Raw genomic sequence first — 26590 nt, 5'->3', positions numbered from 1 at the left:
CCGGTCAGGCCGCCTTCTCGACCAGGCCCCTCCTGCGCAGCTCGGGCAGCACGCCCTCGCCGAACCAGTAGGCCTCCTCCAGGTGCGGGTAGCCCGACAGGATGAACTCGGACGCCCCGTGGGCGGCGTACTCCTCCAGCAGGTCGGCGACCTCCGCGTGGCTGCCCACCAGCGCGGTCCCGGCGCCGCCGCGCACCAGGCCCACGCCGGCCCACAGGCCGGGGTGGATCTCCAGGTCGCGGGCCTTGCCGCTCTTGAAGCCCTCGTGCAGGGCCAGCATCCGCTTCTGGCCGACCGACTCGCTGGTCGACAGCAGCGTGCGGGCCTTGGCGATGTCGCCGCTCGGGATGCGCTCCAGCAGGCGGCCGGCTTCGGCCCAGGCCTCCTCGGCGGTGTCTCTGGTGATGACGTGCAGGCGGACGCCGTACCGCAGCGTCCGCCCTTCGGCGGCAGCCAGGTCGCGGATCCAGCCGAGCTTCTCGCCCACCTGCGCGGGCGGTTCGCCCCAGGTCAGGTAGACGTCGGCGTGCTTGGCGGCCACGGGGCCGGCCGCGCCGGAGGAGCCGCCGAAGTAGATCTCCGGGGTCGGCTCCGGCGGGGCGGCGACGCGGGCGTCGGTCACGTCGTAGTAGGTGCCGGAGAAGTCGAAGCCGCCCTGCCAGGCGCCCCGGACGACGCTGAGGAACTCGTCGGTGCGGGCGTAGCGCTCGTCCTTGCTCAGGTGGTCGCCGAACCGGGCCTGTTCGGCCGCCTCGCCGCCGGTCACCACGTTCAGCAGCAGCCGACCGTTCGAGACGCGCTGGTAGGTCGCGGCCATCTGGGCGGCCAGCGTCGGGGAGAGCAGGCCCGGACGGAAGGCCACCAGGAACTTCAGCCGGGTCGTCACCTGGGTGAGGGCCGCCGTGATGAGCCAGGCGTCCTCGCACCAGGTTCCGGTCGGGGTGAGCACCGCCTCGAAGCCGACCTGCTCGGCCGCCTTCGCGATCTGGCCCAGGTATTCGACCGTCGGCGGGCGGTATTCGGCGTCGCCGTGGGTGCGGCCCAGGCCGTGGCCGCCGGCCACGATCGAGCGGCCGTCGCCGGTCGTCGGCAGGAACCAGTGGAACCTCATCGCGCCGCCCCCACGATGTCGTTGAACCGCTGGTCGACGAAGTCGGCGAACTTCAGGCCGCCCGGGATGAGGCCCTCGGCGGCGAAGGCGTCGGCCATCTCCTGCTCCGAGGTGACCACCGCGTCGTCGATGACGATCGGCGAGGAGACCGCGTTGTCGACGGCCGCGTCGGCGACCTCCTGCGGCAGGCCGGTCTCGGCGGCCCACACCTTGGCCCATTCCGGCTTGTGGGTGAGCGCCCACTCACGGGCCTTGGCGAGCCGGGTGAGGTAGTCGCGGACCGCGTCGGCCTTGGTCTCGACGGCCTCCGGGGCGGCGACGGTGAAGTTCAGGCCGTTGACGTAGCCGGTGCCGTCGACCAGCACCTTCGCCTTGTGCTGCAGGATCGCCTGCGAGGTGAACGGCTCCCAGATCGTCCAGGCGTCGACGGTGCCGCCGGAGAAGGCGGCCAGCGCGTCGGCGGGCTGGAGGTACTGCGGCTGGATGTCGGAGAACTTCAGGCCCTCCTTCTTCAGCACCGACAGCAGGTGGTGGTGGGAGGAGCTGCCCTTGGCCACCGCGATCTTCTTGCCCCTGAGGTCGGCCGGGCTGGTCAGGGTCGAGTTCGCCGGTACGACCACCGCCGCCCCCGTGACGTTCTGCTTGTAGGCCGCCACGATCTTGATCTTCGAGTCGGCCGCCGCCGCGAAGATCGGGGGCGTGTTGCCCACGCCGCCGATGTCGACGGCCCCGGCGTTGATCGCCTCCAGCAGCGGCGGCCCCGACGTGAACTGGGCGAACGTGATCTTGTACGGGGCGCCGTCGAGCAGCCCGGCCGCCTTCAGCAGTGCCTGCGACCCGGCCTTCTGGTCGCCCACGCGCAACGTGATCGTCCCTTCGGAGGCGCCGCCGGCGTCGGTGGACGGGGCGCCGCACGCGGCGGCGGCCAGCAGCAGGACGGCGGCCAGCAGTGCGCGTTTCATGATCTTCCTTCGGGTGAGACGCCGAGCGCGGCGAGCAGGATGGTTCGCAGGGTGACCAGGTCCGGGTCCTCGCGGTGGCGGGGACGGTCGGCCGTGATGGAGATGTCGTGGGCGATGCGGCCCTCGTCGAGCACCAGCACCCGGTCGGCCAGCAGCAGCGCCTCGTCCACGTCGTGCGTGACGAGCAGCACGGCGGGGCGGTGCCGGGCCCACAGCTCCAGCACGAGCTGGTGGATGGTGATCCGGGTGAGGGCGTCGAGGGCGGAGAACGGCTCGTCCAGCAGCAGCAGTTCGGGTTCGCGGACCAGCGCGCGGGCCAGGCTGGCGCGCTGCGCCTCCCCGCCCGAGAGGGTGAGCGGCCAGGCGTCGGAACGTTCCGTCAGCGCGACCTCGGCCAGCGCCGCCTTCGCCTTGTCGGCGGGGGCGTCGAGCCCGAGGGTGATGTTGGCCAGCAGCCGCTTCCACGGCACCAGCCGGGGCTCCTGGAAGGCCACCGCGACCGAGTCGGTGACGTCGATCTTCCCGGTGACCTCGTCGTCGAGCCCGGCCAGGGCCCGGAGCAGGGTGGACTTGCCGGAGCCGCTGCGGCCCAGCAGGGCGGTGAACTCGCCGTCGCGCAGTTCCAGGTCGAGCGAGTCGAGCACGACCCGGTCGCCGAACGCGCGCGCTACGCCAGAAAGCCGCGTCGCCATGCCAGCGCCCTCCTCTCCAGCAGCCGGACGATCGCGTCGGTGGCCAGGCCCAGCGCGCTGTAGACGAGCAGCCCGACCACGATCACGTCGGTGCGCAGGAACTCCCGGGCGTCGTTGATCATGTAGCCGAGGCCGGTGGTCGCGTTCACCTGCTCGGCCACGATCAGCGCCAGCCAGGCCACGCCGAGGGCCTGCCGCAGCCCGACGAGCGTCTGGGGGAGCGCGCCCGGCAGCACGATGTGCCTGATCAGCTGGCCGCGCGACAGCTTCAGCGTCTTGGCGACCTCGGCGAGCTTGCCGTCGACGCCCCGGATGCCGGAGAAGGTGTTCAGGTAGAGGGGGAACGACACCGCCAGGGCCACCAGCAGGATCTTCGGCTCCTCGCCGATGCCGAACCAGAGGATGAACAGCGGGATGAGGCCGAAGAACGGCAGCGCCCGCAGCGCCTGCATGATCGGGTCGACCGCGTTCTCACCCGCCCGGCTCAGCCCCGCGACCAGGGCCAGCAGGATTCCGGCCGCGCCGCCGACCAGGAAGCCGATCAGCACCCGCTGGAGCGAGACCCCGATCGCGGTCGGCAGCGTCCCCGCCTGGGTCAGTTCGACGGCGGTGGAGGCGATAGTGGCCGGTGCGGCCAGCAGGCGTTCGGGGAGCAGGCCGGTCGCGCTGGCGATCTGCCAGATCACGAGCAGGGCGAGCGGGCTCAGCCAGCGATGCCACGCGGTGACGCGGCGCCGCGGCCCTTTCGGCGTGGCGCGCGGTTTCCCAACCGGGCGCGCCAGCTCGACGACGGACATACGGGAACCTCGCAGAGAGCGGTGAGTGGACCGCCCTCAGAGTTACCCATATTTCCTACCAAGTCAATCGGTAATATGCCGAAGCTCCCGGGCCAGGTTGTGCCTCGCCTGGTCCTCCCACAGGTCACGGGCCATTCGGGTGCCGTAGAGAGGGCTGTCGAGCAGCCGCCTGAGCACCTCGGCCCGCCCCACCCGGAACAGCGGGTCGGGGACGTGGCGGTACTCCTGCCGGATCGCGCGGGCGTAGACGTCGTAGTCGCCGGAGGGCTGCCCCAGCACGGCCAGATCGGCGTCACAGAGCACCGCCGCGTTGGCGTCGCCCTCCTCGTACGCGTGCGTCGCCGTCACCCGGACCAGCCGCGCCACCTCGTGGGCGACCTCCCGGCCGAACGGCGGCCGCAGGGCGGCCAGGCGCGACTGGGCGAGCTGGGCGCTGCGCTCCTCGTCGAGACCCGGCCGGCCGTCGTAGACGGCGTCGTGGAACCAGGCCGCCAGCCGTACCGCCCGCACGTCGTGGGCATGGTCCTGCAGCGTGTCGACCGCCGCCAGGACCTCGGTCAGGTGGCGGGTCGTGTGGTAGCGGCGGTGGGGTTCGGCCCAGCGTGCGGACAGCTCCGCGACCAGGGCGCGCCCCGCGGGGGAGTGGGGGAAATCCTGCGTCACCCGGCGAACCTACCAAGGGCGATCGCCGCGTGATCACGCTCCGAAGTAGCCTGGACAGGTGGAAATCGACTCCCCGGAGACCCTCCGGGACCTCCTCGAACAGCACGACTACCTGGCCGGCCCCGGCCTGGCGACCGCCGCCTACCTGGCCCTGCGCATGGGCCGGCCGCTGTTCCTGGAAGGGGAGGCCGGAGTCGGCAAGACCGAGCTCGCCAAGACCCTCGCCGCCGTGCTGGGCGCCCCGCTGATCCGGCTGCAGTGCTACGAGGGCCTCGACGCCGCCCAGGCCCTCTACGACTGGGACTTCGCCCGCCAGCTGCTGCATCTGAAAGCCGCAGAAGCGGCCGGGATCACCGACCTGAAAGCCCTCGAAGGCGAGATCTACGACCGCAGATTCCTCATCGCCCGGCCGTTGCTGCGGGCGATCGAATCGCAGCCCGCCGTCCTTCTCGTGGACGAGATCGACCGCGCCGACGACGAATTCGAGGCGTTTCTCCTGGAGGTGCTCTCGGATTTCACCATCTCCATTCCGGAACTCGGCACCATTCGCGCCGAGTCGCCGCCCTTGGTGGTGCTGACCTCGAACCGCACCCGCGAAGTCCACGACGCGCTGAAAAGGCGCTGCCTCTACCACTGGCTCGACCATCCGGGATTCGACCGCGAGGTCGCCATTCTGCTGCGCCGCCTGCCGTCCTGTACGTCGGCCCTCGCCGAGCAGGTCGCCCGCGCGGCGGCCCGCCTCAGGGCCGCCGACCTGCTGAAACCACCCGGCATCGCCGAGACGATCGACTGGGCCGAGGCGCTGCTGACCCTGGGGGCGAACCGGCTCGACCCGGAAACGGCCGCGGTGACGCTGGGGGCCGCGCTGAAATACCGCGAAGACCAGCAGGCCGCCATTCGCGACGGGCTTCTCGATGTCTGACGTCGTTCCGTTGATGGTGGGATTCGTCCGTACGCTCAGGGCCGCCGGAGTGGCGGCCGACCATGAACGGACCCGGGGTTTTCTCACCGCCCTGGAGAATCTCGACGCCGGAGACCGGAAAGACGTCTATTGGGCCGGCCGGCTCACCCTGTGTGCCGGCCCCGACGACCTTCCCCGATACGACCGCTGTTTCGCCGCCTATTTCGACGGCCGCGAATCGCCGAGACCGGCGACGCCGGGCGTCACCGTCGCCCGGTATGTCGCCTCACCCGACGGCGGGCCGGAAGAGGGGGGCGAGCAGACCACCGCCGCGACCGCGAGCACCCTGGAGGTCCTCCGCTCCCGCGACGTCGCCGGGCTCACCCCCGGGGAGCGCGCCGAGATCAACCGCCTGCTGTCCCTCATGCGGACCGCCCGTGAGACGCGGCTCTCCCGCCGCCTGGCCGCCTCCAAGCGCGGCTCACTCGACCCCCGGCGCATCGTCAGGGAGGCGGTTAAGCGCGGCGGCGAACCGGCCCGGCTGAGGTTCCGCGACCGGCGGCGCAAGCCCCGCAGGGTGGTGCTGCTGATCGACGTGAGCGGCTCCATGAAGGCGTACGCCGACACCCTGCTGCGCCTCGCCCACGCGGTGGTCCGGTCGGCGCCGCGCGCCACCGAGGTCTTCTCCGCCGGGACCCGGCTGACCCGGCTGACCGCCGAACTGCGGGTCAGGGACGCCGCCCGCGCCATGGACCAGGTCTCGGCCGCCATCCCCGACTGGAGCGGCGGCACCCGGCTGGGGGAGGAGCTGCGGGCCTTCCTCCGGCTGCCCGACGCGCGGGGCGCGATCGTGGTGATCGCCTCCGACGGCTGGGAACGGGGTGATCCGTCGCTGCTCGGCGCGCAGATGGAGCGCCTGGGCCGGATGGCCCACCGGGTCATCTGGGTTAACCCCCATAAGGGGGATCCGGCGTACCGGCCGCTCACCGGGGGGATGCGGGCGGCGCTGCCCCATGTCGACGACTTGGTGGCCGGGCACAGCCTGGCCGCCTACGAGGAGCTGGCCGGGCTCCTCGCGGGAAGGAGAGCCGGTCATGCGTGACATCCTTTCGCAGGTCAACCGCTGGTGGACGGCCGACGGAGGCGTGTTCGGCCTGGCCACGGTCGTCGGCACCTTCCGCAGCGCCCCACGCCAGCCCGGCGCGGCCATGGCCGTCCTGGGCGAGGAGGCGGTCGGCAGCGTGTCGGGCGGCTGCGTCGAGGGCGCCGTCTACGAACTGGCCCAGGAGGTCGTCGCCTCCGGGAAACCCGTCCTGCAGCGGTACGGCGTGAGCGACGACGACGCCTTCGCCGTGGGCCTGACCTGCGGGGGGATCATCGACATCTTCGTCGAACCGGTCTCCAGAGACGCTTACCCCGAGCTGGGGGAGATCGCCGCGTCGATCGAGAAGCGCGTCCCGGTGGCGGTGGCGACCATACTGTCCGGCCCCGGCAGGGTCGGCGCCCGGCGCGTGGTGTGGGACGACCACGTGTCCGGCACGCTGGGCTCGCCCCGGCTCGACGCCGCCGTCGACGACGACGCCCGGGGCATGCTGGCCCAGGGCGTGACCGGCGTCCGGCGCTACGGCCGGAACGGCGAACGCCGCCTCGACGACCTGCAGGTATTCGTCCAGTCGTTCGCGCCGCCGCCCAAGATGCTGGTGTTCGGCGCGATCGACTTCGCGGCGGCGGTGGCCCGGGTGGGCAAGTTCCTCGGCTACCACGTGGTCGTCTGCGACGCCCGGCCGGTGTTCGCGACCTCCAAGCGCTTCCCCGACGCCGACGAGGTCGTGGTGAAGTGGCCGCACGACTACCTGTCCAACGCGGCGGTCGACGAGCGCACCGTCATCTGCGTGCTGACCCACGACCCCAAGTTCGACGTCCCGCTGCTGGAGGTGGCGCTGCGCACGCCCGCCGCCTACGTGGGCGCGATGGGCTCGCGCCGCACCCACGACGACCGCATGGCCCGGCTGCGCGAGATCGGCCTGACCGACGTGGAACTCGCCCGGCTCCGCTCGCCGATCGGCCTCGACCTCGGCGCCCGGACCCCCGAGGAGACGGCCGTGTCGATCGCGGCCGAGCTCATCCAGCTGCGCTGGGGCGGCTCGGGCCGCCCGCTGACCACCACCGAGGGCCGCATCCACGGAGAGTTCGCATGATCGCCGGAGTCCTGCTGGCGGCCGGCGCGGGCCGCCGGTTCGGCCGCCCGAAGGCCCTGGTCGAGTACCAGGGCGAACGCCTGGTCGACCGGGGGGTGCGGCTGCTCGAAGAGGGCGGCTGCCATCCGGTCGTCGTCGTGCTGGGGGCGGCGTGCGCCCAGGTCCGGGGCGCGGTGACCGTTCTGAACCCCGACTGGGCGACCGGCATGGGCTCCTCGCTCCGGGTCGGCCTGGAGGCGGTCCCACCCGACGCGCCGGGCGTGGTGGTCGCCCTGGTCGACCAGCCGCTCATCCGTCCCGAAGCGGTCGAACGGCTCATCGCCGCCTTCCAGGCCGGGGCCGAACTCGCCGTCGCCACCTACGGGGGAGCGCAGCGCAACCCCGTGCTGATCGGCCGCGACCACATCGCCGACGTGGCCGCCTCGCTGGAGGGGGACGTGGGCGCCCGGCCCTACCTGAAGCGCAACCGGCATCTGGTGACCGAGGTGCCCTGCGATGAGGCGGGAGACCCGGCCGACATCGACGAGCCGGGCGACCTGCCCGTGGGCTAGAACCTCAGGTCGGCGACGGCCGCGCGGTGGTCGCTGCCGGTGGCCTCGCGGACCTCCGCCAGGGTGGCCTCCATGCCGCGGTAGAGGATGTGGTCGGGACGGGTGATCGGGAAGCCCGACGGCCAGGTGAAGCCGAAGCCCTGGCCCGCGTCTTCCTGGGCGTCGCGCAGCGGCGGCACCAGGTTGGCCCGGTTGCGGTCGGTCGTGGCGGTGTTCAGGTCGCCGAGCAGGACGAGCCGGCGGCTCTTGTCCTTGGCGATCACCTCGCCGGCCTCTTTCAGCGTCTTGTCACGGAAGGAGGTCTCGCCGGGGCGGGCGGAGGCGAGGTGCATGACGTACACGGTCACGTCGCCTTTGTCGGTCTTGACGACGGCGCGCAGCGCCCTGGCCCAGCCGAGCCCGACGTCGACGCGTTTGGCGCCGTCGAGCCGGTATCTGCTCCACAGCCCGACCGTGCCGACCTGGAAGCGGTGGGGGAAGATGCGGTTCAGCTCCTTGGCGGCCGGCCCGCCGGGGGTCAGCTCCTGCGCCGCCACCACGTCGCGGCCCTCGGCCGCCGCCTGCACCGCCTCGCCGGACAGCTCGTTGGCCACCCCGACGTTGAGCGTCGCGACCGCGAAGTCACTGGCCCCGCCGGCCGGCTGCCGCAGCACGCTCGGCCCGAACATCACGCCCCACACGACGGCCGGGGTCAGCGACGCCACGATCGCCCCCCGCGACCGGGCCACCGCCGCCAGCGCCACCAGCGGGACGATCGCCACCCCGAGCCAGGGCAGCACGCTCTCGAGGACCGGCGTCACCCCGCCCAGTTCGGGCAGCAGACGATGCCCGGCCAGGATCGCGGCGAGCGCGACCGCGAACACCGACACCACACGAGCAAGCAAGATCCCTCCCCCTGCCGGGAAAGTGTACGGCTCCCCGTATACGGAGGGCGTGAGCCGACATGTACCCTCGGAATCCCGTACTACCGGAACAACATTCGGTCCAGGAGGATCTATGCGGATCGGGATGGCCCTGAGCTATTCCGGCGGTTTCAAGGAGACCGTCGCCGAACTGGCCGACTACGAGAAGGCCGGCCTCGACATCGTGTTCGTCGCCGAGGCCTACAGCTTCGACGCGGTCAGCCAGATGGGGTACATCGCCGCCCGGACCGAGCGCCTGGAGATCGCCTCCGGCATCCTCCCGGTCTACTCCCGCACCCCCGCGCTGCTGGCCATGACGGCGGCCGGCCTCGACTACGTCTCCGACGGCCGCTTCACCCTGGGCCTCGGCGCCTCGGGCCCGCAGGTGATCGAGGGCTTCCACGGCGTGCCCTACTCGGCCCCGCTGGGCCGCACCCGCGAGGTCATCGAGATCGCCCGCAAGGTGTGGAAGCGCGAGCGCCTCGAATACCAGGGCAAGCACTACACGATGCCCCTCCAGGGCGGCACCGGCCTCGGCAAGCCGCTGAAGCTGATCAACGCGCCGGTCCGCGAGCGCATCCCGATCGTGGTGGCGGCCATCGGCCCCAAGAACGTCGAACTGGCCGCCGAACTGGCCGAGGGCTGGCTGCCCATCTTCTACATGCCGGAGAAGGCCGCCGACGTGTGGGGCCCGTCCCTGGCGGCCGGCGCGGCCAAGCGCTCCGGGGAACTCGGCACCCTGGACGTCATCGCCACCGCCCACCTCGCCATCGGCGACGACGTGGCGGGCTTCCTGGAGTTCGGCCGCCCGATGGCGGCGCTCTACATCGGCGGCATGGGCGCCAAGGGCAAGAACTTCTACAACGACCTGGCCGTCCGCTACGGCTACGAGAAGGAGGCGGCCGAGATCCAGGACCTCTACCTGGCGGGCAAGAAGGACGAGGCCGCCGCCCGCGTGCCCCACGAGCTGCTGGAGAAGATGTCGCTGATCGGCAGCGAGGGCTTCGTCCGCGACCGGCTGGCCGCGATGCGTGAGAGCGGCGTCACGACGATCAACGTGACCCCGATCGCCTCGACCCACGAGGAGCGCGTGCGCCTGATCGAGAAGGTCAGGGAACTGGCGGGCTGAAATGTCGTCGGCGACCCCTAGGGTCGCCGACCATGGAATCCCCCTTCGCGTGGTCCGGCGTCTTCCCGCCAGAGGACCCGCCGTCCCCGGAAACCGCCGACTATCCCTTCCCTCCCGACCACGGTCTCCACACTGCCGCCGGTGAGCCGCAGGTGCGCCTGCTGGAAGAGCGGCTGGGCCTGCCGCTGCCGCCCAGCTACCGCGCCCTCCTGCGGTACGCCGACGGCTACGGCGACGCGGACGAGGAGGAGTACTGCCTGTTCCGGACGGAGCGGGTCGGCTGGCTGCGCGACCTGGAACCCGAGTGGTGCCAAATCTGGGGCCCCCAGGAGGGCGACAAGGTCCCGAGCGTGCCCGACGACCTCTACTTCGTCTACGGGCCGGGGCAGAACGGATTCGTCCGCAGCGAGTACGTGCCGCACACCCTTCTCGTCGGCCACTGGGACGGGCTGCTCCTCCTCAACCCCCTGATCGTCACCGCCGACGGCGAGTGGGAAGCCTGGCATCTCGCGTCGTGGCGGGCGGGCGCGGCCCGGGAGCGGTCGTTCTGGGAGCTCATGAACAGGCTGTGAGGCGCTCAGGGGCGCAGGGAGATCTCGAACATCGCGCGCAGCCGGGCCTCGACCTCTTCCGCGTCGACCGCCTCGATCACGCCCGGCCCGAAGAGGCGGCGTACCGAACCCGTGCCCAGGATCATCGTGGCGGCCAGCAGGGCCCGCTGTTCGGGGTGCGGCCCGTCGAGCTGGGCGGCGATGCGCTTGACGACGGTCGCCTCGACGTGGGCGCGGAGGATGGCCTGGATCTCGGGGCTGGTGCCCGCGCGGTCGACCATGCGCGTGACCGGCTCGGTCGCGCCGCTCTGCAGCCGGACCGCCAGCCGGTGGGCGAGGCGGGAGGCCAGGCCCGCCGGGTCGCCGGCGATGACCGACTCGATCGTCGAGCCCGTCGCCAGGGCCTCGGCGAACAGGGCCGCCTTCGTGCCGAAGTAGCGGTTGACGAGGGCCACGTTGGCCCCGGCCTCGGCGGCGATCATCCGCATCGTCACCTGGTCGTAGCCGTGGGCCGCGAACAGGTCGCGGGCCGCTTCCAGGATCCGCCTGCTGGTCGCCTCCCGATCTCTCGTCACCTGACGAATATTAGCTGCGTTTGACAAGTAAACAAGCGTCTACTAACTCTGTTGAGGAGCATTCTTTACACGGGGGGACGCCGGCTTTGACTCTCTTGGACGCACCACAACGCACCTACAGCCACCGTCAGGTACTGGAGATCCTCTCCGGCCTCCTGCTCGCCCTCATGACCTCGATGCTCTCCACGTCGGTCGTCGGCACCGCCCTCCCCACGATCGTCGGCGACCTGGGCGGCCAGGAGCAGCTCTCCTGGGTGGCCAGCGCGACCCTCCTCACGATGACCGTGTCCACCCCGCTCTGGGGCAAGCTGTCCGACATCTTCGGCCGCAAGCGCCTCTTCCAGATCGCCCTCGGCCTGTTCGTGGCCGCCTCGGTGGTGGCGGGGCTGTCGCAGAACATCGGCATGCTCATCGCGGCCCGCGCGGTCCAGGGCCTCGGCACGGGCGGCCTGTCGGCCCTGACCCAGGTCATCCTGGGCGACATCGTGCCGCCCCGCGAGCGGGGGCGTTACTCCGGCTACGTCGGCGCGGTGTTCGGCATCTCGACCGTCGCCGGCCCGCTGCTGGGCGGGTTCATCGTCGACACCGACTGGCTGGGCTGGCGCTGGTGCTTCTACGTCTGCGTGCCGCTCGCGGTCGTGGCCTTCGCGGTGGTCCAGCGGGTGCTCCGGTTCGACCACGAGAGCCGCGACGCCCGCATCGACTGGTGGGGCGCCACCACGCTGACCGGCGGCGCGACCGCCCTCATGCTGCTGCTGTCGTTCGGCGGCCACGAGTTCGAGTGGAACTCGGCGTGGACGTACATCCTGGGCGCGATCACCGTGGTCCTGGTCGCGGGGGCCGTCGTGGCCGAGCGGGCGGCGGCCTCGCCGATCCTGCCGCCCCGGCTGTTCCGCGACCGCACGTTCGTGCTGGCGAGCATCGCCTCGCTCCTGGTCGGCGTCGCCCTGTTCGGCGCGATGATCTACTTGCCGCAGTACCTCCAGATCGTCAAGGGCATGTCGCCCACCGAGTCGGGCCTGATGACCCTCCCGATGGTGATCGGCCTGTTCCTCAGCTCGATCGTCTCGGGCAAGGTCGCCTCGTCGACCGGGCGGTGGAAGGCCTTCCCGGCCGTCGGGCTGGTGCTGGTCGCGATCGGGCTGTTCCTGCTGTCGCGGCTGCACGTTGACTCCACGCCGGTCGAGATCGGGGCGTACATCACGATCATGGGCGCGGGGCTCGGCATGACGATGCAGATGCTCGTGCTCGCCGCCCAGAACGCCGCCTCCCGGCAGGACATGGCGGTCAGCACCTCCGGCGTCACGTTCTTCCGCAGCCTGGGCGGCGCGGTCGGCGTCGCGGCGTTCGGGGCGATCCTCACCAACCGGGTCAAAGACGAACTGGCCGCCCGGCTCGGCGGCGTCGCCGCCGCGCCCCAGCTGGGCACCCCCGAGGCCATCCACGGGCTGCCGCCGCAGGTGGTGAAGGCGGTGCTGGAGTCGTACACGGAGGCGATGCAGACCGTGTTCCTGGTCGGGGTGCCCGCGGCGGTGCTGGGGGTGGTCGCGGTGCTGTTCCTCAAGGAGGTGCCGCTGCGCGGCGGCGGAGCCCCGGAGGCCGAGCCCGGACGGCACGGCCGCCACGGCCGGCACGAGCGCTCCCGCCGCAAGCAGCCGGTCTAATCCGTTGCGCGTGGCCGCGCCCGCGTGAACCATGGCCGGGTGACGTCAATCGACTCGCACGACGCCCGCGCCCTGGCCGAAGGCCTCCGCCGGGTCTATGACGCGGTCGCGGAACGAGTGACGGAGGAGAACGCCGCCTCGCCCCTCGCCATCAAGGTCACCGGCCACCTGGGCCGCCCCATCGGCGAGGTGGTCGTGGTCGAGGAGAAGTACCGCCTCTTCGAGCACGCCGCCCTCCAGCTGGCCGCCGACCGCTACCTGAGCGAGCACAGCCCCGGAGCCGAGTGGTTCGGGGTCGTCGGCTCCGACCGGCGCTGGGAGAGCCTGATCAACATGATCACCAGCGCCATGAAGTCGGGCGGCGTGCTCCTCGGCCGCCCCGACTACGCGGTCGCCTCCATCGGGCCCGACGACACCATGGACGTGATCCAGCTCGGCATGGTGTGCACCCACGCCCCCGACGGCACCCCGGTGATCCTGGCGGTCAGCAACCGCGAGGACTACAACAAGTTCGCCCTCCTCACGGTGCTCGCCACGGAGAGGGGCGCGGCGACCGCCGTACGCGAGGAGATCGACCGCCTGAAGGACGCGCTCGACCCGCTGCGCGGCCAGGTCGTGAGCTTCGGCTTCTCCGAGCACCGCGAGAACGAGCTGCTCACCTTCATCCCGAGGGCCGGCCTCGGCCCGGAGGAGGTGGTGCTGCCCGAGGGCCGCCTGGAGGCGCTCGAAGACCACGTCGTCGGCATCGGCCGGGAGGCCGACCGGCTCCGTGAGGCCGGTCAGCACCTGCGCCGGGGCCTGCTGCTCTACGGCCCGCCCGGCACGGGCAAGACCCACACCGTCCGCTACCTGATCGGCCGGCGGCCCGAGAGCACCGCGATCCTGATGACCGCCGAGGGCATGTCGAAGATCGACTTCGCGGTGGCGCTGGCCCGGCGGCTCCAGCCGTCGATCGTGGTCATCGAGGACGTCGACCTCATCGCCGAAGACCGCTCCCAGTTCGAGACCAGCCCCCTGCTGTTCGCCCTCCTCGACGCCATGGACGGCGTCACCGGAGACGCCGACGTGACCTTCCTCCTCACCACCAACCGCGTGGAGACCCTGGAGGCGGCGCTGGTCCAGCGGCCCGGCCGGATCGACCTGGCCGTCGAGGTCCCGCCCCCGGACGCCGCCGCCCGCGACCGCCTGATCCGCCTCTACGCCCGCAACCGTCCCGTCGAGGCCGACGTGGCCGCCGTGGTCAAGGCCACCGAGGGGGTCACCGCCTCCTTCATCAAGGAACTGCTCAGGAGGGTCGTCCTCACGGCGCTGCGACGCGACGAGCACGCCCTCACCGACGACCACTTCGCCACGGTCCTGACCCGGATGGCCGACGACGGCGAGTCCCTCACCCGCGCCCTCCTCGGCGGCGCCGCCGAGCCCAGGGAGCACCGCGCAAAGCCCCGCCTCGAACCGCCCAAGTGCTGATATGTCCTAGATTCTGACCATGAGTTTCGCGGAACGCCGGGCCCGCCTGGCCGCTCTCCTCGCCGAGGGCGGCCACGCCTCCCTGCTGGTCACCCGGCCGGTCAACGTCCGTTACCTGACCGGCCTGGCCAGCTCCAACGCCGCCGTGATCGTCAGGGCCGACGCGACCGCCACGCTCGCCACCGATTCCCGCTACATCGAGACGGCCAGGGGGCTCGACGGCGACGTACGGCTGAAGGAGACCCGCGACGTCGCCGGCGACCTCCTGGAGCCCGGCGCCGCCGTCGAGGCCCACCACCTGACGGTCAGCGAATACCGCCGCCTCGGCGGCGGGGCGCCCCTCACCGAAGGCCTCGTCGAAGACCTCAGAAGGGTCAAGGACGACGCCGAGATCGCCGCCCTGGCCCGCGCCTGCGCCCTCACCGATGAGGCGTTCTCCCTGGTCGTCGGCCAGATCAGGGCTGGAATGACGGAACGCGAGATCGCCCGGATGCTCGAACTGCGGATGACGGAACTCGGAGCCGACCGCCCGGCCTTCGAGACGATCGTCGCGAGCGGCCCCAACGGCGCCGTCCCGCACCATTCGCCCGGGGATCGCCCGGTCGTCGAGGGCGACCTCATCACCATGGACTTCGGCGCCCTGTACGCCGGCTACCACGCCGACATGACCAGGACCGTGGCCCTGGGCGAGCCGTCGGCCTGGCAGCGCGAGATCTACACCCTCGTCCACGACGCCCAGGCGGCGGGACGCGCCGCCGTCCGCCCGGGGGCCACGGCGGCCGGGATCGACGCCGCCGCGCGCGACATGATCGCCGCCGCGGGCTACGGCGACCGCTTCGGCCACGGCCTGGGGCACGGCGTGGGCCTGGAGATCCATGAGGAGCCGTTTCTCGGCCCCGGCAGGACCGGTAGACTAGAGGATCGAGTTCCGATCACCGTCGAACCCGGGGTCTACCTGCAGGGGTTGGGCGGTGTGCGCATCGAGGACACGCTCGTGACGCGTGACCCATTGCCGGAACTGCTCACACTCACCACCAGGGAGCTGCTCGTCCTGTGAGCGGCCCGCACGCAGGAGAAGAGACTTCACGTGGCGACCACGAACGACCTGAAGAACGGACTCGTGCTCAAACTCGACGGTGGCGACCTCTGGTCGGTCGTCGAGTTCCAGCACGTCAAGCCCGGTAAGGGCGGCGCGTTCGTGCGCACCAAGCTGAAGAACGTGAAGTCGGGCAAGGTCGTCGACAAGACCTTCAACGCCGGCGTCAAGGTCGAGGTGGCGACCGTCGACCGTCGTGAGATGCAGTTCTCCTACATGGACGGCGACGAGTTCGTCTTCATGGACACCGAGACCTACGACATGATCAACGTCTCGCGGGTGGCCGTCGGCGACGCCGCCAACTACCTGCTCGAGAACATGACCGCCACGGTCGCGATCAACGAGGGCAACGTCCTCTACGTCGAGCTCCCGGCCGCCGTCGAGCTGATCATCTCCGAGACCGAGCCGGGCCTGCAGGGCGACCGCTCGACCGGCGGCACCAAGCCCGCCACCCTCGAGACCGGCGCCGAGATCAAGGTGCCGCTGTTCATCACGACCGGCGAGAAGGTCAAGGTCGACACCCGGACCGGCGACTACCTCGGTCGCGCTTGATGTCTGCCCGGGGGAAGGCGCGCCGCCGCGCGCTCGACATCCTCTTCGAGGCCGAGGCACGTGACACCAACCCGCTCGACATCCTCGCCGAGCGGGTCGAGCGGGCCGAGCCTCCGGTCAACGAATACACGATCAGCCTGGTCGAGGGCGTGGCCGGGCGGCTGGGCCGCATCGACGAGCTGATCTCCACCTACTCGGAGGGGTGGACGATGGAGCGCATGCCCGCCGTCGACCGCAACATCCTCCGGGTCGGCACCTACGAGATGCTCTGGGTCGAGGAAGTGCCTGAGGGCGTCGTGATCAGCGAGTGGGTGGCCCTCGCCGGTGAGCTGTCGACCGACGAGTCGCCCCAGTTCGTCAACGGGCTGCTGGCCCGTTTCAAGCAGCTCAAGCCGTCCCTGACGCTCTGAGCTCCGGCGGCGGCGTAGGCTGGCGTGCCTACGTCGTCGTCGACTTTTCGGAGGATCACCGTGCGTGACGCCACGCGGCAGGCCGTCGTCTGGGAGTCGCTCCAAGCGGTCATCGCCGGCAGATCCGCGCTCGACATCCTCGACGCCGGCGGCGGCACCGGCGGGTTCGCGGTGCCGCTGGCCCGCCTGGGCCACTCGGTGACCGTGGTCGACCCCACGCCCGACTCGCTCGCCGCGCTGGAGCGCCGCGCCGCCGAGGCGGGCGTGTCCGTCACCGGCCTCCAGGGCGACGCCGGCGACCTGGCCGACCTCCTCCCGCCCGCCAGCGCCGACCTGGTGCTCTGCCACAGCGTGCTGGAATACGTCGACGACCCGTCGGCCGCCCTCGCGTCGGTCCACACGGTCGTCCGCCCCGGGGGAGTGGTCAGCGTCCTGGCCGCCAACCCCGTCGCGACCGCCATCCACCGCGCCCTGGCGGGCAACTTCGCCGAGGCCCGCGACGTCCTGGAGACGGGCACCTGGGGCGAGAAGGACCCGACCCCCCGCCGTTTCACCGGCGAGGCCCTGGCCACCCTCCTGACCAAGGCCGGCTTCACCGTCGACGAGGTCCAGGGCGCCCGGATCTTCACCGACCTGGTCCCCAGCCGCTTCGCCGAAGACGACCCGGATGGCTTGATCGAGCTTGAAAGGGCCGCCACCGCCCACCCCGTCCTGAGGGACATCGCGACCAGGATCCACCTTTTGGCCCACCGGTAACGGCCTTAAAAGCTCACAAGCCCTTTCTGCCGTTACGGCTCTGCCTACCCTGACACCGCCCGCCGCCCTCGGATCCCGCCGTATCCGGCGCCGACCACCCGCTCACCCTTCGCGCCCAACGAGCGGGTCGGGCGAAGAGAGCGAGCCCGCCCGGGGTTCGGCCCAGGCCGGCATGTTCGGCCGACCTCTCAGGTCCGCCGTTCCGGTCGAACCTCTGTTCGGTTAGACTCGCGCCATGTCGAGGAAACAGGTGTTGCCGCAGGTCACCACCCCTACTGGGAAGGCCGATGACACCGGCTGCCCGATCCTCCACGTCGACATGGACGCGTTCTTCGCGGCGGTCGAGCTGATCGACCGGCCGGAGCTCACGGGCACCCCCGTGATCGTCGGCGCCGCCGGGGCGCGGGGCGTGGTGCTGAGCGCCACCTACGAGGCCCGCCGGTTCGGGGTCCACTCGGCGATGCCGATGACCCGCGCGATGCGCCTGTGCCCGCAGGCGACGGTCATCCCGCCCTCCCACGGCAAATACGGCGCGATCTCCAAGGGCGTCTTCGAGATCTTCCACGCGGTCACCCCGCTCGTGGAGCCGCTCTCGGTCGACGAGGCCTTCCTCGACGTCGGCGGCGCCCGCCGCAGGCTGGGGTCCCCGGTTCAGGTGGCGGCGGCGATCCGGGCCCAGGTGGCCGAGCGCTTCGGGGTGACCTGCTCGGTCGGGGTCGCGTCCACCAAGTTCGTGGCCAAGCTCGCCTCCCGCCAGTGCAAGCCCGACGGCCTCCTGGTCGTCCCGGCCGACGGCGTGGTCGACTTCCTCCACCCGCTCCCGGTGGCCGCCCTGTGGGGCGTGGGCGAACGCACTGAGCAGGCCCTGACGCGGCTGGGCATCAAGACGGTGGGAGACCTTGCCCGGGTGCCGGTTGCCACGCTCCAGCGCGAGTTCGGGGCCGCGGGGAGCCATCTGGCGGCGCTGGCGTGGGGCCGTGACGAGCGCCGGGTGACCGCCCACGTCCCCGACAAGAGCATCGGCAACGAGGAGACCTTCGCCCACGACGTCGACGACCCCGAGACGATCATGCGGGAGCTGCTCCGGCTCTCGGAGCGGGTCGCCGCCCGGCTGCGCGCCGCCGGCTACGTCGGCCGGACCGTCAGCGTGAAGCTGCGCCGGTCCGATTTCACGACCATCACGCGGTCGCGTACCCTCCGAGAGGCCACAGATGTGGCGAAAGAGATACATACCACCGCTTGCGACCTCTACAGGGCCGCAGGTCTCGATAGAGTGCGGCTGCGACTCGTAGGCGTCCGGATGGAGAACCTCCGCCCGGCAGACACGGCGACCAGGCAAATCGGCCTGGGAGACCGCGAGATCGGCTGGCGGGAGGCGGAACAGGCCATGGACAAGGCGATCCGGAGGTTCGGACCGGATGCGGTCCGCCCCGCCTCGCTCGTCCGAAAACGGTTTGGTCCAATGGATCTATGACGTCACCTCCGCATTGGACCGCGCTTGTGGACGTTCTGACCGTTTTCTTTCGCCCACGTCTACAGACTCGTATTCTGGGGATAACCGACCGCAGGGTTCGGACATCCTTCGTTCGTTGCCGTCTTCCCCGTCTTGGGGCCGTCCTTGGGAGGCGCCGTGCCGCTGTCTGAGCACGAGCAGCGCTTGCTCGACCAGATCGAGCAGGCCCTCTATGCCGAGGACCCGAAGTGGGCCAATACCGTCCGGATCAGTGACCCACGCAGCCATTACAAGCGCCGCCTGGTGAAGGCCTCCATCGGCTTCGCACTCGGCGTCGTCCTGCTGATGGTCGGCGTCGTGTCCACCGTCATCTGGCTCGGGGTCGCCGGCTTTGTGGTCATGCTCGCGACGTGTCTGTGGGGTCTGTCCAGCTGGAAACGCATGAACGGTTTCCACGGCGACAGCCGCTCCGCCACGTCCACGCAGCAGCAGGGGCCGGCCGCCCGCCGTGGGCGCCGTCCCGGCTTCATGGAGCGCATGGAGGAGCGCTGGCGCCGTCGTAACGACGAGCGCTAGCCGCCGCATCACACGCCACAGTAATCGTGGAAAGACGACGGGCCCGGGGCTGACACGCCCCGAGCCCGCTCGTTTGTTCCGGTATTACCGCCGCGACCCGACCTGTGACTCCAGCACGTCGTCGGTGGTCGCGGTCTCGGGTTCCTTTCGCGCTGGCCGCAGCCGGATGTTCTCCAGCCGGTCGAACCCGTCGAGCACCCGCTCGCCGAGGCCGCGCACCCGCAGCAGCGACGACATGGGCGCCAGCACCGCCGCGACCCGCCGCCCCCGCGACACCGACGCCGCCAGGCCGCGCCTGATCGCCTTCAGGTCGTCGACCAGAGGCGTGACCTCGCCGGGCGTGCGGGCGTACCGCAGCTTCTCCTCGCTGGTGGCGATCTTGTTCAGCGCCTTGGCCGCCTCGGTGTCGAGGGGGTAGGCCGCCGCCAGCCGCCGGCCCAGCGCCCGGGGCGTCTCGCTGCCCGCCTTGGGCATGCCCAGGTCGACCAGCGTGTCGCAGAGCTCGGCCCAGGCGGCCTCCACGGCCGGGGCCGCGAAGGTGTTCTCCTGCTTCGGCGGCGCCACCGGCTCCTCGGCGACGGCCCAGACCGACAGGGGCTTTTCAGCGGGCTCCCCGCCGATCACCTCGCCGCCGCTCCAGCCGTCGTCGTCGTCCTTCTTCGGCTTGACGACGGGCACCTCGTCGTCGGGCACGGCCGCGGCCCGGTTGAGCACCCGCCGCCGCCACAGCCACAGCACCGCCCGCATGACCGCGGGGATCAGCGACAGCAGCAGCGCCACGGCGACGCCGATGCCGACGTTCACCCAGATGGACCTCTCCTCGACCGCCGGCAGACCGGTCGGCCCGAGCTCCCGCTCGGCGTTGTTGACGCCGCGCGCCGGGTTGCTCGCCCCCGGCGAGGACGCCGGGTCGCTCGACGGCCTCGCCGACGCCCCCGACGAGGGCTCGGCGGAGTCGGACTGCGGCAGCGTGTACGACGGCACCCGCGCCGTCGCCTGCCCGAACCCGCCCGCCGGCGTCGGCTCGAAGGTCAGCCATCCGGCGCCCTCGAAGTAGAGCTCCGGCCAGGCGTGCGCGTCGTGGGTCCGGACGATCCACCGGCCCTCCGACTTGGTGCCGCCGGTGTAGCCGATCGACACCCGCGACGGGATGCCCAGCACGCGCGCCATCACCGCGAAGGCGCTGGCGAACTGCTCGCAGTAGCCCGACTTGCCGACCAGCAGGAAGTCGGTCAGCGCGTCGAGCCCCGACCCCTTGGTCTGCAGGTCGTAGGTGAACCCGCCGGTCCGGGTGAACCACTCCTGCAGCTTCACCGCCATCTGGTACTTGGTGGCCGCGCCCCGGGTGACGTCGTCGGCCAGCGCGACGACGGCGGGGTCGATGTCGGCGGGCAGCGTCAGGAAGCGGCCCTGCACCTCGATCGGCGCCATCGGGGCGTTGTCCAGCAACTCGGGCGTGGGCCGCACGTCCTTGCCGATGACCTGGTATTCGAGCCCGGCCGCGTCGTCCTCGGTGGAGAACACCATGAGGGTGTTGCGGTCGGCCCGCCAGTCGCCGTCGGCGATGACGCGGGTGGCCGGGTAGGGGAGCGGCAGGAACCGCAGCTCCTCGATGTCCTCGCTGACCGTGATGGTCTGGTCGATGGGCGTCCCCGGCGTCATGGGCGACAGGCCCGGCGCGGGCGGCATGACGCTCTCGCTCACCCGGTCTTCGGGACGCCCGCGCAGCGAGCTCGACTTGAACTGCTGCCCGTCGAACTCGTCGAGGGAGTAGATGCGCAGGTAGCGCGGCACGTCGTCTTTGGACGTGTAGGTCAGCACCGGCGCGTTCACCGGGTGCGACAGCTGCCCGCTGAGCTTGGCGATGGCGTCGGGGATGCCGACGTTGCGGCCGCCCGGCCCCAGGCCGTTGCCGACCCCGAACCCGAACGGCGGGTTGGGCGTCAGCGTGGGGATCAGCGCCGGGATGCCGATGGCCAGCGCCACGGCGGTGACCCCGATGCGCTTGCCCGACAGGACGAGCTTGCCCGCGTCGGGGGTGGTGGTGGTCGTACGCGAACGCCGTACCAGCACGGCCCGGCCCCAGTGGGACACCCGTTCGCGCCCGTCGGAGACCAGCAGGCCGACGAACCCGAGCGCGCCGATGATGAACGCGGGCCAGGCGATCGGCTCGTTGAGCACGGCGGCCGGGACGGTGAACAGCCCGAGCAGCGGCAGGCCCGCCAGGGCCGCCCGGCGCACCCGCACCGCGAACGCGTCGACCAGGATCGCGATGAACGCGACCCCGCCGGCGGTCAGCAGGCTGATGCCACCGGTCGACGGCACCGGCGCGGCGAACTTCTGGATCTCGTCCCAGCCCTCGGCCATCGTCTGGGCGATCCGGGCGGTGGAGTCGAAGTTGGGGATGAACCCCCACCACGCCTCGTCGCGGGCGAAGGTGACCGTCATGAAGACGATCGCCGCCAGCGCCATCCCGACCGGCGCCGCGAACGCGGGCTGCGCGTAACGCGACACCAGCGCCGCCGCCAGCGTCGTGCACAGCAGGATGCCGAGCGTCGCCCAGAACCACGAGCCGTCGGCGAACAACGGATAAAGGGTGAGCGCGACGGCCCCGGTGGCCGCCCCCGAAGCGATCGGCAGTCGCATCACGCGGCACTCCTCTTGTACGCGGCGTCGGGCCAGATGGAGGCCAGCGACACCCCGGCGGGCAGCCGCAGCACCCGCCAGCCGCTCGCGGCCAGCACCGCCTGCGCCTGCTCGTGTTCGGGGGAGACCTCGCCCTCCGAGCCGCCCTCCCAGGTCGCGACGTCGAGCAGCACCGCGACGCCGGTCATGTGGCCGTGCCGCAGCCGCGCCAGCGACTGGGCGTCGTCGAGGTCGAGCGCCCCGAGGACCGCCACGATCAGCCCTTCGCCGCCGCCCTGCCGCAGCCCGGCGATGCCGTTGGACAGCGAGCGGGCCTGGCTGTTGCGGACCACCGCGAGCGTGTCGAGCAGCGAGGCCTGCACGCCGCCCTCCATGAGCTGCTGCGGCCCCTGGTCGGTGACCAGCCGCAGCCCGAGCCCCTCGTGCGCGAGGTGCACGCCGATGGAGGCCGCCGCCGAGACCGCGACCTCGAACGACGAACGCGGCCCCTCGCCCCGGTGGGCGGGCCGCCGCGTGTCGAGCAGGAGCGCGCCGCGGCTCTGCCACTGCTGCTCCTCGCGCCGCACCATCAGCTCGCCGTACCGGGCGGTCGAGCGCCAGTGCACCCGGCGCAGGTCGTCGCCCTGCCGGTAGTCGCGCGGGGCGACGTCGTCGTCGCCCGCGGCCGCCACCGATCGGGTACGGCTGTCGCCCCCGCCCGCCCACTCTCCGGACAGGCGCACGTAGGGCAGCGGGATGACCTGCGGGGTCACCACGAGGGAGTCGGTCGCGGTGAACGTGCGGGCCAGCTCGACCAGGCCGAACGGGTCGGTGATGCGCACCGACAGCGGCCCGATGGAGTAACGCCCGCGCAGGTCCGACCGCACCTTGTAGTCGATCTCGCGGATCCCCTTGGCCTCCACTCGGTCGAGCACGAACCGGGGGCGGGTGCCGAGGGCGTACTGGAGCGTGTCCTCGATGAGGAGCAGGCCGGTCGGCAGCCGGGTCACGTTCTCCAGCCGCAGCGTGACCGTGCTGTCGTTGCCGGCCTCGACCCGCGAGGGGTCGAGGCGGCGCGCGCAGCTCAGCCGGTAACGGGTCCGCGCCACGACCATCACGGCCAGCAGCGGCAGCGCGACGATCAGGATCGCCACCCGGATGAGGTCGTGCTCCCCGAGCAGGAACGCGCACACCAGGGCGGCGATCCCAGAAGCGAGGAACGACCTGCCCCGGGCGGTGAGCGCCCTGAGTCCGGTCATAGAGAGGAGTCCTACTTCGTGTCGGGCACCGGGATGCGGCGCACAAGCTCGGCGAGCGACTGCTCGGGCGTCCGCCGCTGGCCCTGCGCCTCCATGCTGGGCAGCAGGCGGTGGGCCAGGACCGGCACCGCGAGGTCCTGGAGGTCGTCGGGGATCACGTAGTCACGGCCCGAGAGCGCGGCGTGCGCGCGGGCCGCCCTGACCAGCTGCAGCGTGGCGCGCGGGGAGGCACCGAGCCGCAGGTCGGGGGTCTGGCGGGTGGCGGTGACCAGGTCGATGGCGTACTTCTTCACCGGCTGTGAGACGTAGACCGCGCGGACCGCCTCGATCAGCGACTTCACCTCGGCGGTGGTGGCGACCGGCTCCAGCTTGTCGAGCGGCTGCGAGGCGCCGTGCACGTCGAGCATCTCAAGCTCGGCCACCGGCTCGGGGTAGCCCATGGCGATCTTCGCGGTGAACCGGTCGCGCTGCGCCTCGGGGAGGGGATAGGTGCCCTCCATCTCGATGGGGTTCTGGGTCGCGATGACCATGAACGGCGCGTCGAGCCGGTGGGTGAGGCCGTCGACGGTCACCTGCCGCTCCTCCATGCACTCCAGGAGGGCCGACTGGGTCTTCGGCGAGGCCCGGTTGATCTCGTCGCCGACCACGATGTTGGCGAACACCGGACCGGGCTTGAACTCGAACTCCCGGGTCTGCTGGTTGTAGGCGCTCACGCCGGTGATGTCGGAGGGGAGCAGGTCGGGGGTGAACTGCACGCGGCGCATGGGGCAGTCGATCGACTTCGCCAACGCCTTGGCGAGCATCGTCTTTCCCACACCCGGTACGTCTTCGATGAGAAGGTGACCTTCCGCGAGCAATACGGTCAGCGTCAGCCGAACCACGTCGCTCTTGCCTTCGATGACGGATTCGATCGCGTCCCGGATCCGGTGCGCGGTCTCGACCAGCTCGTTGAGACTCTCCGAGCCGGCTTTGTCACCGACGCCGTGAGTTACTGCCACCGGGCCTCCAAGGGCGTGCCGTATTGCTGGGGGTTTGCCATTTCTTATCCATTGTGAGTACCGAGACTATGCCGCACGTGGTTCTCCGGCGACTTTGTGCAGAAAGAAGCGTGAACTGCCCACAGTGTCGTGCTAGCCGGTCCGGATCGTGTGGTACGCCAGTCTGGATTCCGTGACACGCCGGGCCCGCGCCTTGACGCCTTCGCATTGACGCCGGTGAGCGCGACACGCCCGCGCCGCTCCGGCGCCCCACTTCGCACCACCGCATTTGACCTGCGAAAACGCCCGATAAACGAGATCGTCATACCGTTTGAATCAGTTGACGGTGGAGAGAAGTGGAGTATGGTGGAGCCCAATGGAGGACCGTGGCTGTAGGGCTTCGTGTTCCCCATGGCACGGGAGGTGGCGCCGGTGTTCCTCGGCACTCACCACCCGCGCCTCGATGACAAAGGACGGCTGTTCCTGCCGGCGAAGTATCGCGAGGAGCTGGCGGAGGGTCTTGTGATCACCAAAGGCCAGGAGCGCTGCCTCTACGTCTTCCCCGTAGAGGAGTTCCAGCGCATCACTGAGGCTTTGCGCACCGCGCCGGTGACCGCCAAGGCCGTCCGCGACTACAGCCGCGTCTTCTTCGCCAGTGCCTCCGATGAGACCCCCGACAAACAGGGGCGCGTCACCATCCCGTCCGGCCTGCGCCAGTACGCCGGGCTCGATCGTGACTGCGTGGTCATCGGCGCCAACACCCGGCTGGAGATCTGGGCCGCCCCGGCGTGGGAGGCCTATCTCGCCGACCAGGAGCAGGCATTCGCCGACCTGTCCGAGGAGGTGTTGCCAGGGATCCTGTGACTTTCGAAATGACCCGTCGGTGACGTTCGGCGAGGTCTCCACCCGCCCGCCGGGTACCTGATGCACCTTCCCCGGTGTCAGGTGCCACGAGACGCGGTCTGCGGATGGGGACCTGGCCGGACGGGTCGGCTCTCCGCCATAGTTCTCGGCGGCGGTCGACCGAGGGTGGGGACTGTCTAGCCGACGGGGCGCCGCGCGACCGCGAGCCCAGAAGCGGCAATTGTTCGAGGCAGATTCGCAGCGCGAGCCACGGCCTGCCTTCGGCAGTCCGCGTCTCGCTTCTCATGGGGGTGTACGACAATGACCGACCAGAACACCGGTGGGCACGTTCCGGTGCTGCTTGGCCGTGTGCTGGAGCTGCTGGCTCCCGCGCTCACCGGGCCGTCCCCGGTGGTCGTCGACGCCAACCTGGGCCTCGGGGGTCACGCCGAGGCGATCCTCGCCGCACATCCCAACGTGCACCTCATCGGCATCGACCGTGACCCGTTCGCCATCGAGCACTCCACCGCACGGCTGGCGCCCTACGCCGCCCGCACGACCATCGTCCGCGCCGTCTCCAGTGAGCTGGAGGAGGTGCTCGCCGACAGCGGGCACCCCGTCATCGACGGCGCGCTGTTCGACCTCGGCGTCTCCTCGCCGCAGCTCGACGAGGCCGACCGCGGGTTCGCCTACTCCTACGACGCGCCCCTCGACATGCGCATGGACCGCGACCAGGAGCTGACCGCCGCCGACGTGGTGAACACCTACGCGCCCCGCGACCTGGCCCGGGTGCTGCGCGACTTCGGCGAGGAACGCTTCGCCGCGCGCATCGCCGAACGGGTCGCGAAGGAACGGGCCATCGAGCCGATCACCTCGACCAAACGCCTCGCCGACCTCGTACGCGAGGCGATCCCCGCCGCGACCCGCCGCACCGGCGGCAACCCGGCGAAACGAACCTTCCAGGCGTTGCGCATCGAAGTGAACGCGGAGCTGGCCGCCCTCGACGCGGCCCTGCCCGCCTCGCTCGACGCGCTCGCGGTGGGCGGGCGCGTGGTCGTGCTCTCCTACCACTCCTTGGAGGACCGGCTCACCAAGCAGGTCCTCGCGGCGCGAACCAGGGAAACCGGCCCTCCGGGGCTGCCGGTCCCGTTGGAGGCTCACCAGCCCCGGTTCCGTCACCTGACGAGGGGGGCCGAGCTCCCCGACGACGACGAGCTGGCCCGCAACCCGCGGGCCGCCTCGGCCCGGTTGCGGGCGGCAGAGAGGATCCGCCAGGGATGAGGCCAACGATGAGCCCACTGAAAGACCCGAAGACCGGCGCGAAGCCCGGCGCCAAGCCCGACGTCCGCCGTCGTCCGCGCGGCCCCGTCACGCACGCCCGCCCGGTCGAGCGGCCCGAGGTCCCGGTCGCCCGCCGCGCGCCGCAACCGCCGTCCGAACGGCGGCGCCCGCCCAGGGCGCCCTTCGTCATGCTCGTCGTCGGCCTGCTCGGCGGCGGTCTCGTCAGCCTGCTCCTGCTCAACACGGTGCTGGCGCAGGACTCGTTCAAGCACAACGAGCTGCGCCGCGTGAACGAGCAGCTGCGTCAGCAGGCCGACGCCGAGAAGGGCCGCATCCGCGACGCCCGCCAGCCCGACGCCGTCGCCAAGGGCGCCGTCCAGCACGGCGTCTCGCCCGACGAGTCGGCGCCGAAGTGGGTCGGCGGCGGTCACACGCCGTCGGCGCCCGGCGCCGAGCCCACCACGTCGGGCCGCACCGAGCCCGGCGGCGCGGCGGAGGCTTCGGAGACGGGGAGCAGCGAGCAGTGAGCAGTGGCGGCGGCCGCCCACCGTCCCCGGGCCGGCCGGGTGGCCCCGGCGACCGGGGCCCACGCGACGGCC

General features: G+C 71.4%; 27 protein-coding genes. 17 read left to right on the top strand and 10 right to left on the bottom strand.

Annotated elements, in window-relative coordinates:
• Positions 1–4: 4 nt before the first annotated feature.
• The 5 genes from FDA94_RS28045 to FDA94_RS28025 all read right to left on the bottom strand — a co-directional run bounded on the left by FDA94_RS28045 (position 5) and on the right by FDA94_RS28025 (position 4225).
• Positions 5–1111, bottom strand: a complete 1107-nt coding sequence (locus FDA94_RS28045; RefSeq protein WP_137250076.1) for an LLM class flavin-dependent oxidoreductase — start codon at positions 1109–1111, stop codon at positions 5–7.
• Positions 1108–2073 carry an ABC transporter substrate-binding protein gene (locus FDA94_RS28040; RefSeq protein ID WP_137250075.1) on the bottom strand — a complete coding sequence of 322 codons (966 nt, stop codon included), beginning with the start codon at positions 2071–2073 and terminating at the stop codon, positions 1108–1110. The genes FDA94_RS28045 and FDA94_RS28040 overlap by 4 nt, the downstream gene beginning before the upstream one ends.
• Positions 2070–2765 (bottom strand): ABC transporter ATP-binding protein, encoded by a 696-nt coding sequence (locus FDA94_RS28035; protein ID WP_137250074.1) that lies wholly within the window; start codon positions 2763–2765, stop codon positions 2070–2072. Before FDA94_RS28035 ends, FDA94_RS28040 begins: the two co-directional genes overlap by 4 nt.
• Positions 2741–3562 (bottom strand): ABC transporter permease, encoded by an 822-nt coding sequence (locus FDA94_RS28030; RefSeq protein WP_137250073.1) that lies wholly within the window; start codon positions 3560–3562, stop codon positions 2741–2743. Before FDA94_RS28030 ends, FDA94_RS28035 begins: the two co-directional genes overlap by 25 nt.
• 63 nt (positions 3563–3625) lie before the next feature.
• Positions 3626–4225: an HD domain-containing protein gene (locus FDA94_RS28025; protein WP_137250072.1), complete on the bottom strand. Its 600-nt coding sequence runs from the start codon at positions 4223–4225 to the stop codon at positions 3626–3628.
• Positions 4226–4283: 58 nt separating this feature from the next.
• Between FDA94_RS28025 and FDA94_RS28020 the strand changes: the two genes are divergently transcribed.
• From FDA94_RS28020 to FDA94_RS28005, 4 genes are read left to right on the top strand one after another with little or no spacing between them, the layout of a single operon-like run.
• Entirely contained in the window at positions 4284–5147 is an 864-nt protein-coding gene (locus FDA94_RS28020; protein ID WP_137250071.1) for an AAA family ATPase, read from the top strand.
• Positions 5140–6228, top strand: coding sequence for a vWA domain-containing protein (locus FDA94_RS28015; RefSeq protein WP_137250070.1), 1089 nt, complete (start codon positions 5140–5142; stop codon positions 6226–6228). Before FDA94_RS28020 ends, FDA94_RS28015 begins: the two co-directional genes overlap by 8 nt.
• Positions 6221–7324 (top strand): XdhC family protein, encoded by a 1104-nt coding sequence (locus FDA94_RS28010; protein WP_137250069.1) that lies wholly within the window; start codon positions 6221–6223, stop codon positions 7322–7324. Before FDA94_RS28015 ends, FDA94_RS28010 begins: the two co-directional genes overlap by 8 nt.
• Complete coding sequence (locus tag FDA94_RS28005) at positions 7321–7875, top strand: nucleotidyltransferase family protein (protein WP_137250068.1); 555 nt, start codon at positions 7321–7323, stop codon at positions 7873–7875. Before FDA94_RS28010 ends, FDA94_RS28005 begins: the two co-directional genes overlap by 4 nt.
• Here the strand turns inward: FDA94_RS28005 and FDA94_RS28000 are convergent.
• Positions 7872–8759 carry an endonuclease/exonuclease/phosphatase family protein gene (locus FDA94_RS28000; RefSeq protein ID WP_246060202.1) on the bottom strand — a complete coding sequence of 296 codons (888 nt, stop codon included), beginning with the start codon at positions 8757–8759 and terminating at the stop codon, positions 7872–7874. The two genes, FDA94_RS28005 and FDA94_RS28000, sit on opposite strands and share 4 nt — an antisense overlap.
• Positions 8760–8871: 112 nt before the next feature.
• Here FDA94_RS28000 and FDA94_RS27995 point away from each other — a divergent pair, with 112 nt between their 5' ends.
• Together FDA94_RS27995 and FDA94_RS27990 are read left to right on the top strand one after the other, a co-directional pair.
• Positions 8872–9906 carry an LLM class F420-dependent oxidoreductase gene (locus tag FDA94_RS27995; protein ID WP_137250067.1) on the top strand — a complete coding sequence of 345 codons (1035 nt, stop codon included), beginning with the start codon at positions 8872–8874 and terminating at the stop codon, positions 9904–9906.
• Positions 9907–9938: 32 nt separating this feature from the next.
• Positions 9939–10478: an SMI1/KNR4 family protein gene (locus FDA94_RS27990; protein WP_137250066.1), complete on the top strand. Its 540-nt coding sequence runs from the start codon at positions 9939–9941 to the stop codon at positions 10476–10478.
• Positions 10479–10483: 5 nt separating this feature from the next.
• Here the strand turns inward: FDA94_RS27990 and FDA94_RS27985 are convergent, their stop codons facing one another.
• Entirely contained in the window at positions 10484–11032 is a 549-nt protein-coding gene (locus FDA94_RS27985; RefSeq protein WP_246060201.1) for a TetR/AcrR family transcriptional regulator, read from the bottom strand.
• A 95-nt stretch (positions 11033–11127) separates the two neighbouring features.
• Between FDA94_RS27985 and FDA94_RS27980 the strand changes: the two genes are divergently transcribed.
• The 8 genes from FDA94_RS27980 (at position 11128) to FDA94_RS27945 (ending at position 19006) form a co-directional block, all read left to right on the top strand.
• Complete coding sequence (locus FDA94_RS27980; protein WP_246060200.1) at positions 11128–12696, top strand: MDR family MFS transporter; 1569 nt, start codon at positions 11128–11130, stop codon at positions 12694–12696.
• A gap of 39 nt (positions 12697–12735) precedes the next feature.
• Positions 12736–14163, top strand: coding sequence for an AAA family ATPase (locus tag FDA94_RS27975; protein WP_212735546.1), 1428 nt, complete (start codon positions 12736–12738; stop codon positions 14161–14163).
• 19 nt (positions 14164–14182) lie between these two features.
• Complete coding sequence (locus FDA94_RS27970) at positions 14183–15220, top strand: M24 family metallopeptidase (protein ID WP_137250063.1); 1038 nt, start codon at positions 14183–14185, stop codon at positions 15218–15220.
• Positions 15221–15250: 30 nt separating this feature from the next.
• A complete protein-coding gene (gene efp / locus FDA94_RS27965; RefSeq protein ID WP_137250062.1) occupies positions 15251–15811 on the top strand; it encodes an elongation factor P in 561 nt (186 codons plus the stop codon).
• Positions 15811–16221 (top strand): transcription antitermination factor NusB, encoded by a 411-nt coding sequence (gene nusB / locus FDA94_RS27960; protein ID WP_137250061.1) that lies wholly within the window; start codon positions 15811–15813, stop codon positions 16219–16221. The genes efp and nusB overlap by 1 nt, the downstream gene beginning before the upstream one ends.
• A gap of 60 nt (positions 16222–16281) precedes the next feature.
• Positions 16282–16977: a methyltransferase domain-containing protein gene (locus FDA94_RS27955; protein ID WP_137250060.1), complete on the top strand. Its 696-nt coding sequence runs from the start codon at positions 16282–16284 to the stop codon at positions 16975–16977.
• A 235-nt stretch (positions 16978–17212) separates the two neighbouring features.
• A complete protein-coding gene (locus tag FDA94_RS27950; RefSeq protein WP_137250059.1) occupies positions 17213–18451 on the top strand; it encodes a DNA polymerase IV in 1239 nt (412 codons plus the stop codon).
• A gap of 156 nt (positions 18452–18607) precedes the next feature.
• A complete protein-coding gene (locus FDA94_RS27945) occupies positions 18608–19006 on the top strand; it encodes a DUF3040 domain-containing protein (RefSeq protein ID WP_030450334.1) in 399 nt (132 codons plus the stop codon).
• Positions 19007–19090: 84 nt separating this feature from the next.
• Here the strand turns inward: FDA94_RS27945 and FDA94_RS27940 are convergent, their stop codons facing one another.
• From FDA94_RS27940 to FDA94_RS27930, 3 genes are read right to left on the bottom strand one after another with little or no spacing between them, the layout of a single operon-like run.
• Positions 19091–21652, bottom strand: a complete 2562-nt coding sequence (locus FDA94_RS27940) for a transglutaminase TgpA family protein (protein WP_137250147.1) — start codon at positions 21650–21652, stop codon at positions 19091–19093.
• Positions 21652–22890, bottom strand: coding sequence for a DUF58 domain-containing protein (locus tag FDA94_RS27935; protein WP_137250058.1), 1239 nt, complete (start codon positions 22888–22890; stop codon positions 21652–21654). The genes FDA94_RS27940 and FDA94_RS27935 overlap by 1 nt, the downstream gene beginning before the upstream one ends.
• Positions 22891–22901: 11 nt before the next feature.
• Positions 22902–23888 (bottom strand): AAA family ATPase, encoded by a 987-nt coding sequence (locus tag FDA94_RS27930; protein ID WP_137250057.1) that lies wholly within the window; start codon positions 23886–23888, stop codon positions 22902–22904.
• A gap of 411 nt (positions 23889–24299) precedes the next feature.
• Here FDA94_RS27930 and mraZ point away from each other — a divergent pair, with 411 nt between their 5' ends.
• From mraZ to ftsL, 3 genes are all read left to right on the top strand, one after another.
• Positions 24300–24731 carry a division/cell wall cluster transcriptional repressor MraZ gene (gene mraZ, locus FDA94_RS27925; protein WP_030450330.1) on the top strand — a complete coding sequence of 144 codons (432 nt, stop codon included), beginning with the start codon at positions 24300–24302 and terminating at the stop codon, positions 24729–24731.
• Between the two features lie 300 nt (positions 24732–25031).
• The gene (gene rsmH / locus FDA94_RS27920; protein WP_137250056.1) at positions 25032–25991 is read left to right on the top strand and encodes a 16S rRNA (cytosine(1402)-N(4))-methyltransferase RsmH; all 960 of its coding nucleotides are present in this window, start codon (positions 25032–25034) and stop codon (positions 25989–25991) included.
• An 8-nt stretch (positions 25992–25999) separates the two neighbouring features.
• Positions 26000–26518: a cell division protein FtsL gene (ftsL, locus tag FDA94_RS27915; protein ID WP_137250055.1), complete on the top strand. Its 519-nt coding sequence runs from the start codon at positions 26000–26002 to the stop codon at positions 26516–26518.
• Positions 26519–26590: the final 72 nt, after the last annotated feature.

Origin of the sequence: Herbidospora galbida (assembly GCF_005233835.1) — a bacterium.
Taxonomy (GTDB): Bacteria; Actinomycetota; Actinomycetes; order Streptosporangiales; family Streptosporangiaceae; genus Herbidospora; species Herbidospora galbida.
The sequence above is the reverse complement of the archived record's forward strand: the minus strand, read 5'-3'. Positions and strand labels throughout refer to the sequence as shown.

Coding starts and splice junctions, on each gene's coding strand:
- FDA94_RS28035 (WP_137250074.1), bottom strand. CDS start 2,765: ATGGCGACGCGGCTTTCTGGCGTAGCGCGCGCGTTCGGCGACCGGGTC.
- FDA94_RS27990 (WP_137250066.1), top strand. CDS start 9,939: ATGGAATCCCCCTTCGCGTGGTCCGGCGTCTTCCCGCCAGAGGACCCG.
- FDA94_RS28015 (WP_137250070.1), top strand. CDS start 5,140: ATGTCTGACGTCGTTCCGTTGATGGTGGGATTCGTCCGTACGCTCAGG.
- FDA94_RS27935 (WP_137250058.1), bottom strand. CDS start 22,890: ATGACCGGACTCAGGGCGCTCACCGCCCGGGGCAGGTCGTTCCTCGCT.
- FDA94_RS28005 (WP_137250068.1), top strand. CDS start 7,321: ATGATCGCCGGAGTCCTGCTGGCGGCCGGCGCGGGCCGCCGGTTCGGC.
- FDA94_RS27950 (WP_137250059.1), top strand. CDS start 17,213: ATGTCGAGGAAACAGGTGTTGCCGCAGGTCACCACCCCTACTGGGAAG.
- FDA94_RS27995 (WP_137250067.1), top strand. CDS start 8,872: ATGCGGATCGGGATGGCCCTGAGCTATTCCGGCGGTTTCAAGGAGACC.
- FDA94_RS28045 (WP_137250076.1), bottom strand. CDS start 1,111: ATGAGGTTCCACTGGTTCCTGCCGACGACCGGCGACGGCCGCTCGATC.
- FDA94_RS28040 (WP_137250075.1), bottom strand. CDS start 2,073: ATGAAACGCGCACTGCTGGCCGCCGTCCTGCTGCTGGCCGCCGCCGCG.
- ftsL (WP_137250055.1), top strand. CDS start 26,000: ATGAGCCCACTGAAAGACCCGAAGACCGGCGCGAAGCCCGGCGCCAAG.
- FDA94_RS28030 (WP_137250073.1), bottom strand. CDS start 3,562: ATGTCCGTCGTCGAGCTGGCGCGCCCGGTTGGGAAACCGCGCGCCACG.
- nusB (WP_137250061.1), top strand. CDS start 15,811: ATGTCTGCCCGGGGGAAGGCGCGCCGCCGCGCGCTCGACATCCTCTTC.
- FDA94_RS28010 (WP_137250069.1), top strand. CDS start 6,221: ATGCGTGACATCCTTTCGCAGGTCAACCGCTGGTGGACGGCCGACGGA.
- FDA94_RS27940 (WP_137250147.1), bottom strand. CDS start 21,652: ATGCGACTGCCGATCGCTTCGGGGGCGGCCACCGGGGCCGTCGCGCTC.
- FDA94_RS27970 (WP_137250063.1), top strand. CDS start 14,183: ATGAGTTTCGCGGAACGCCGGGCCCGCCTGGCCGCTCTCCTCGCCGAG.
- rsmH (WP_137250056.1), top strand. CDS start 25,032: ATGACCGACCAGAACACCGGTGGGCACGTTCCGGTGCTGCTTGGCCGT.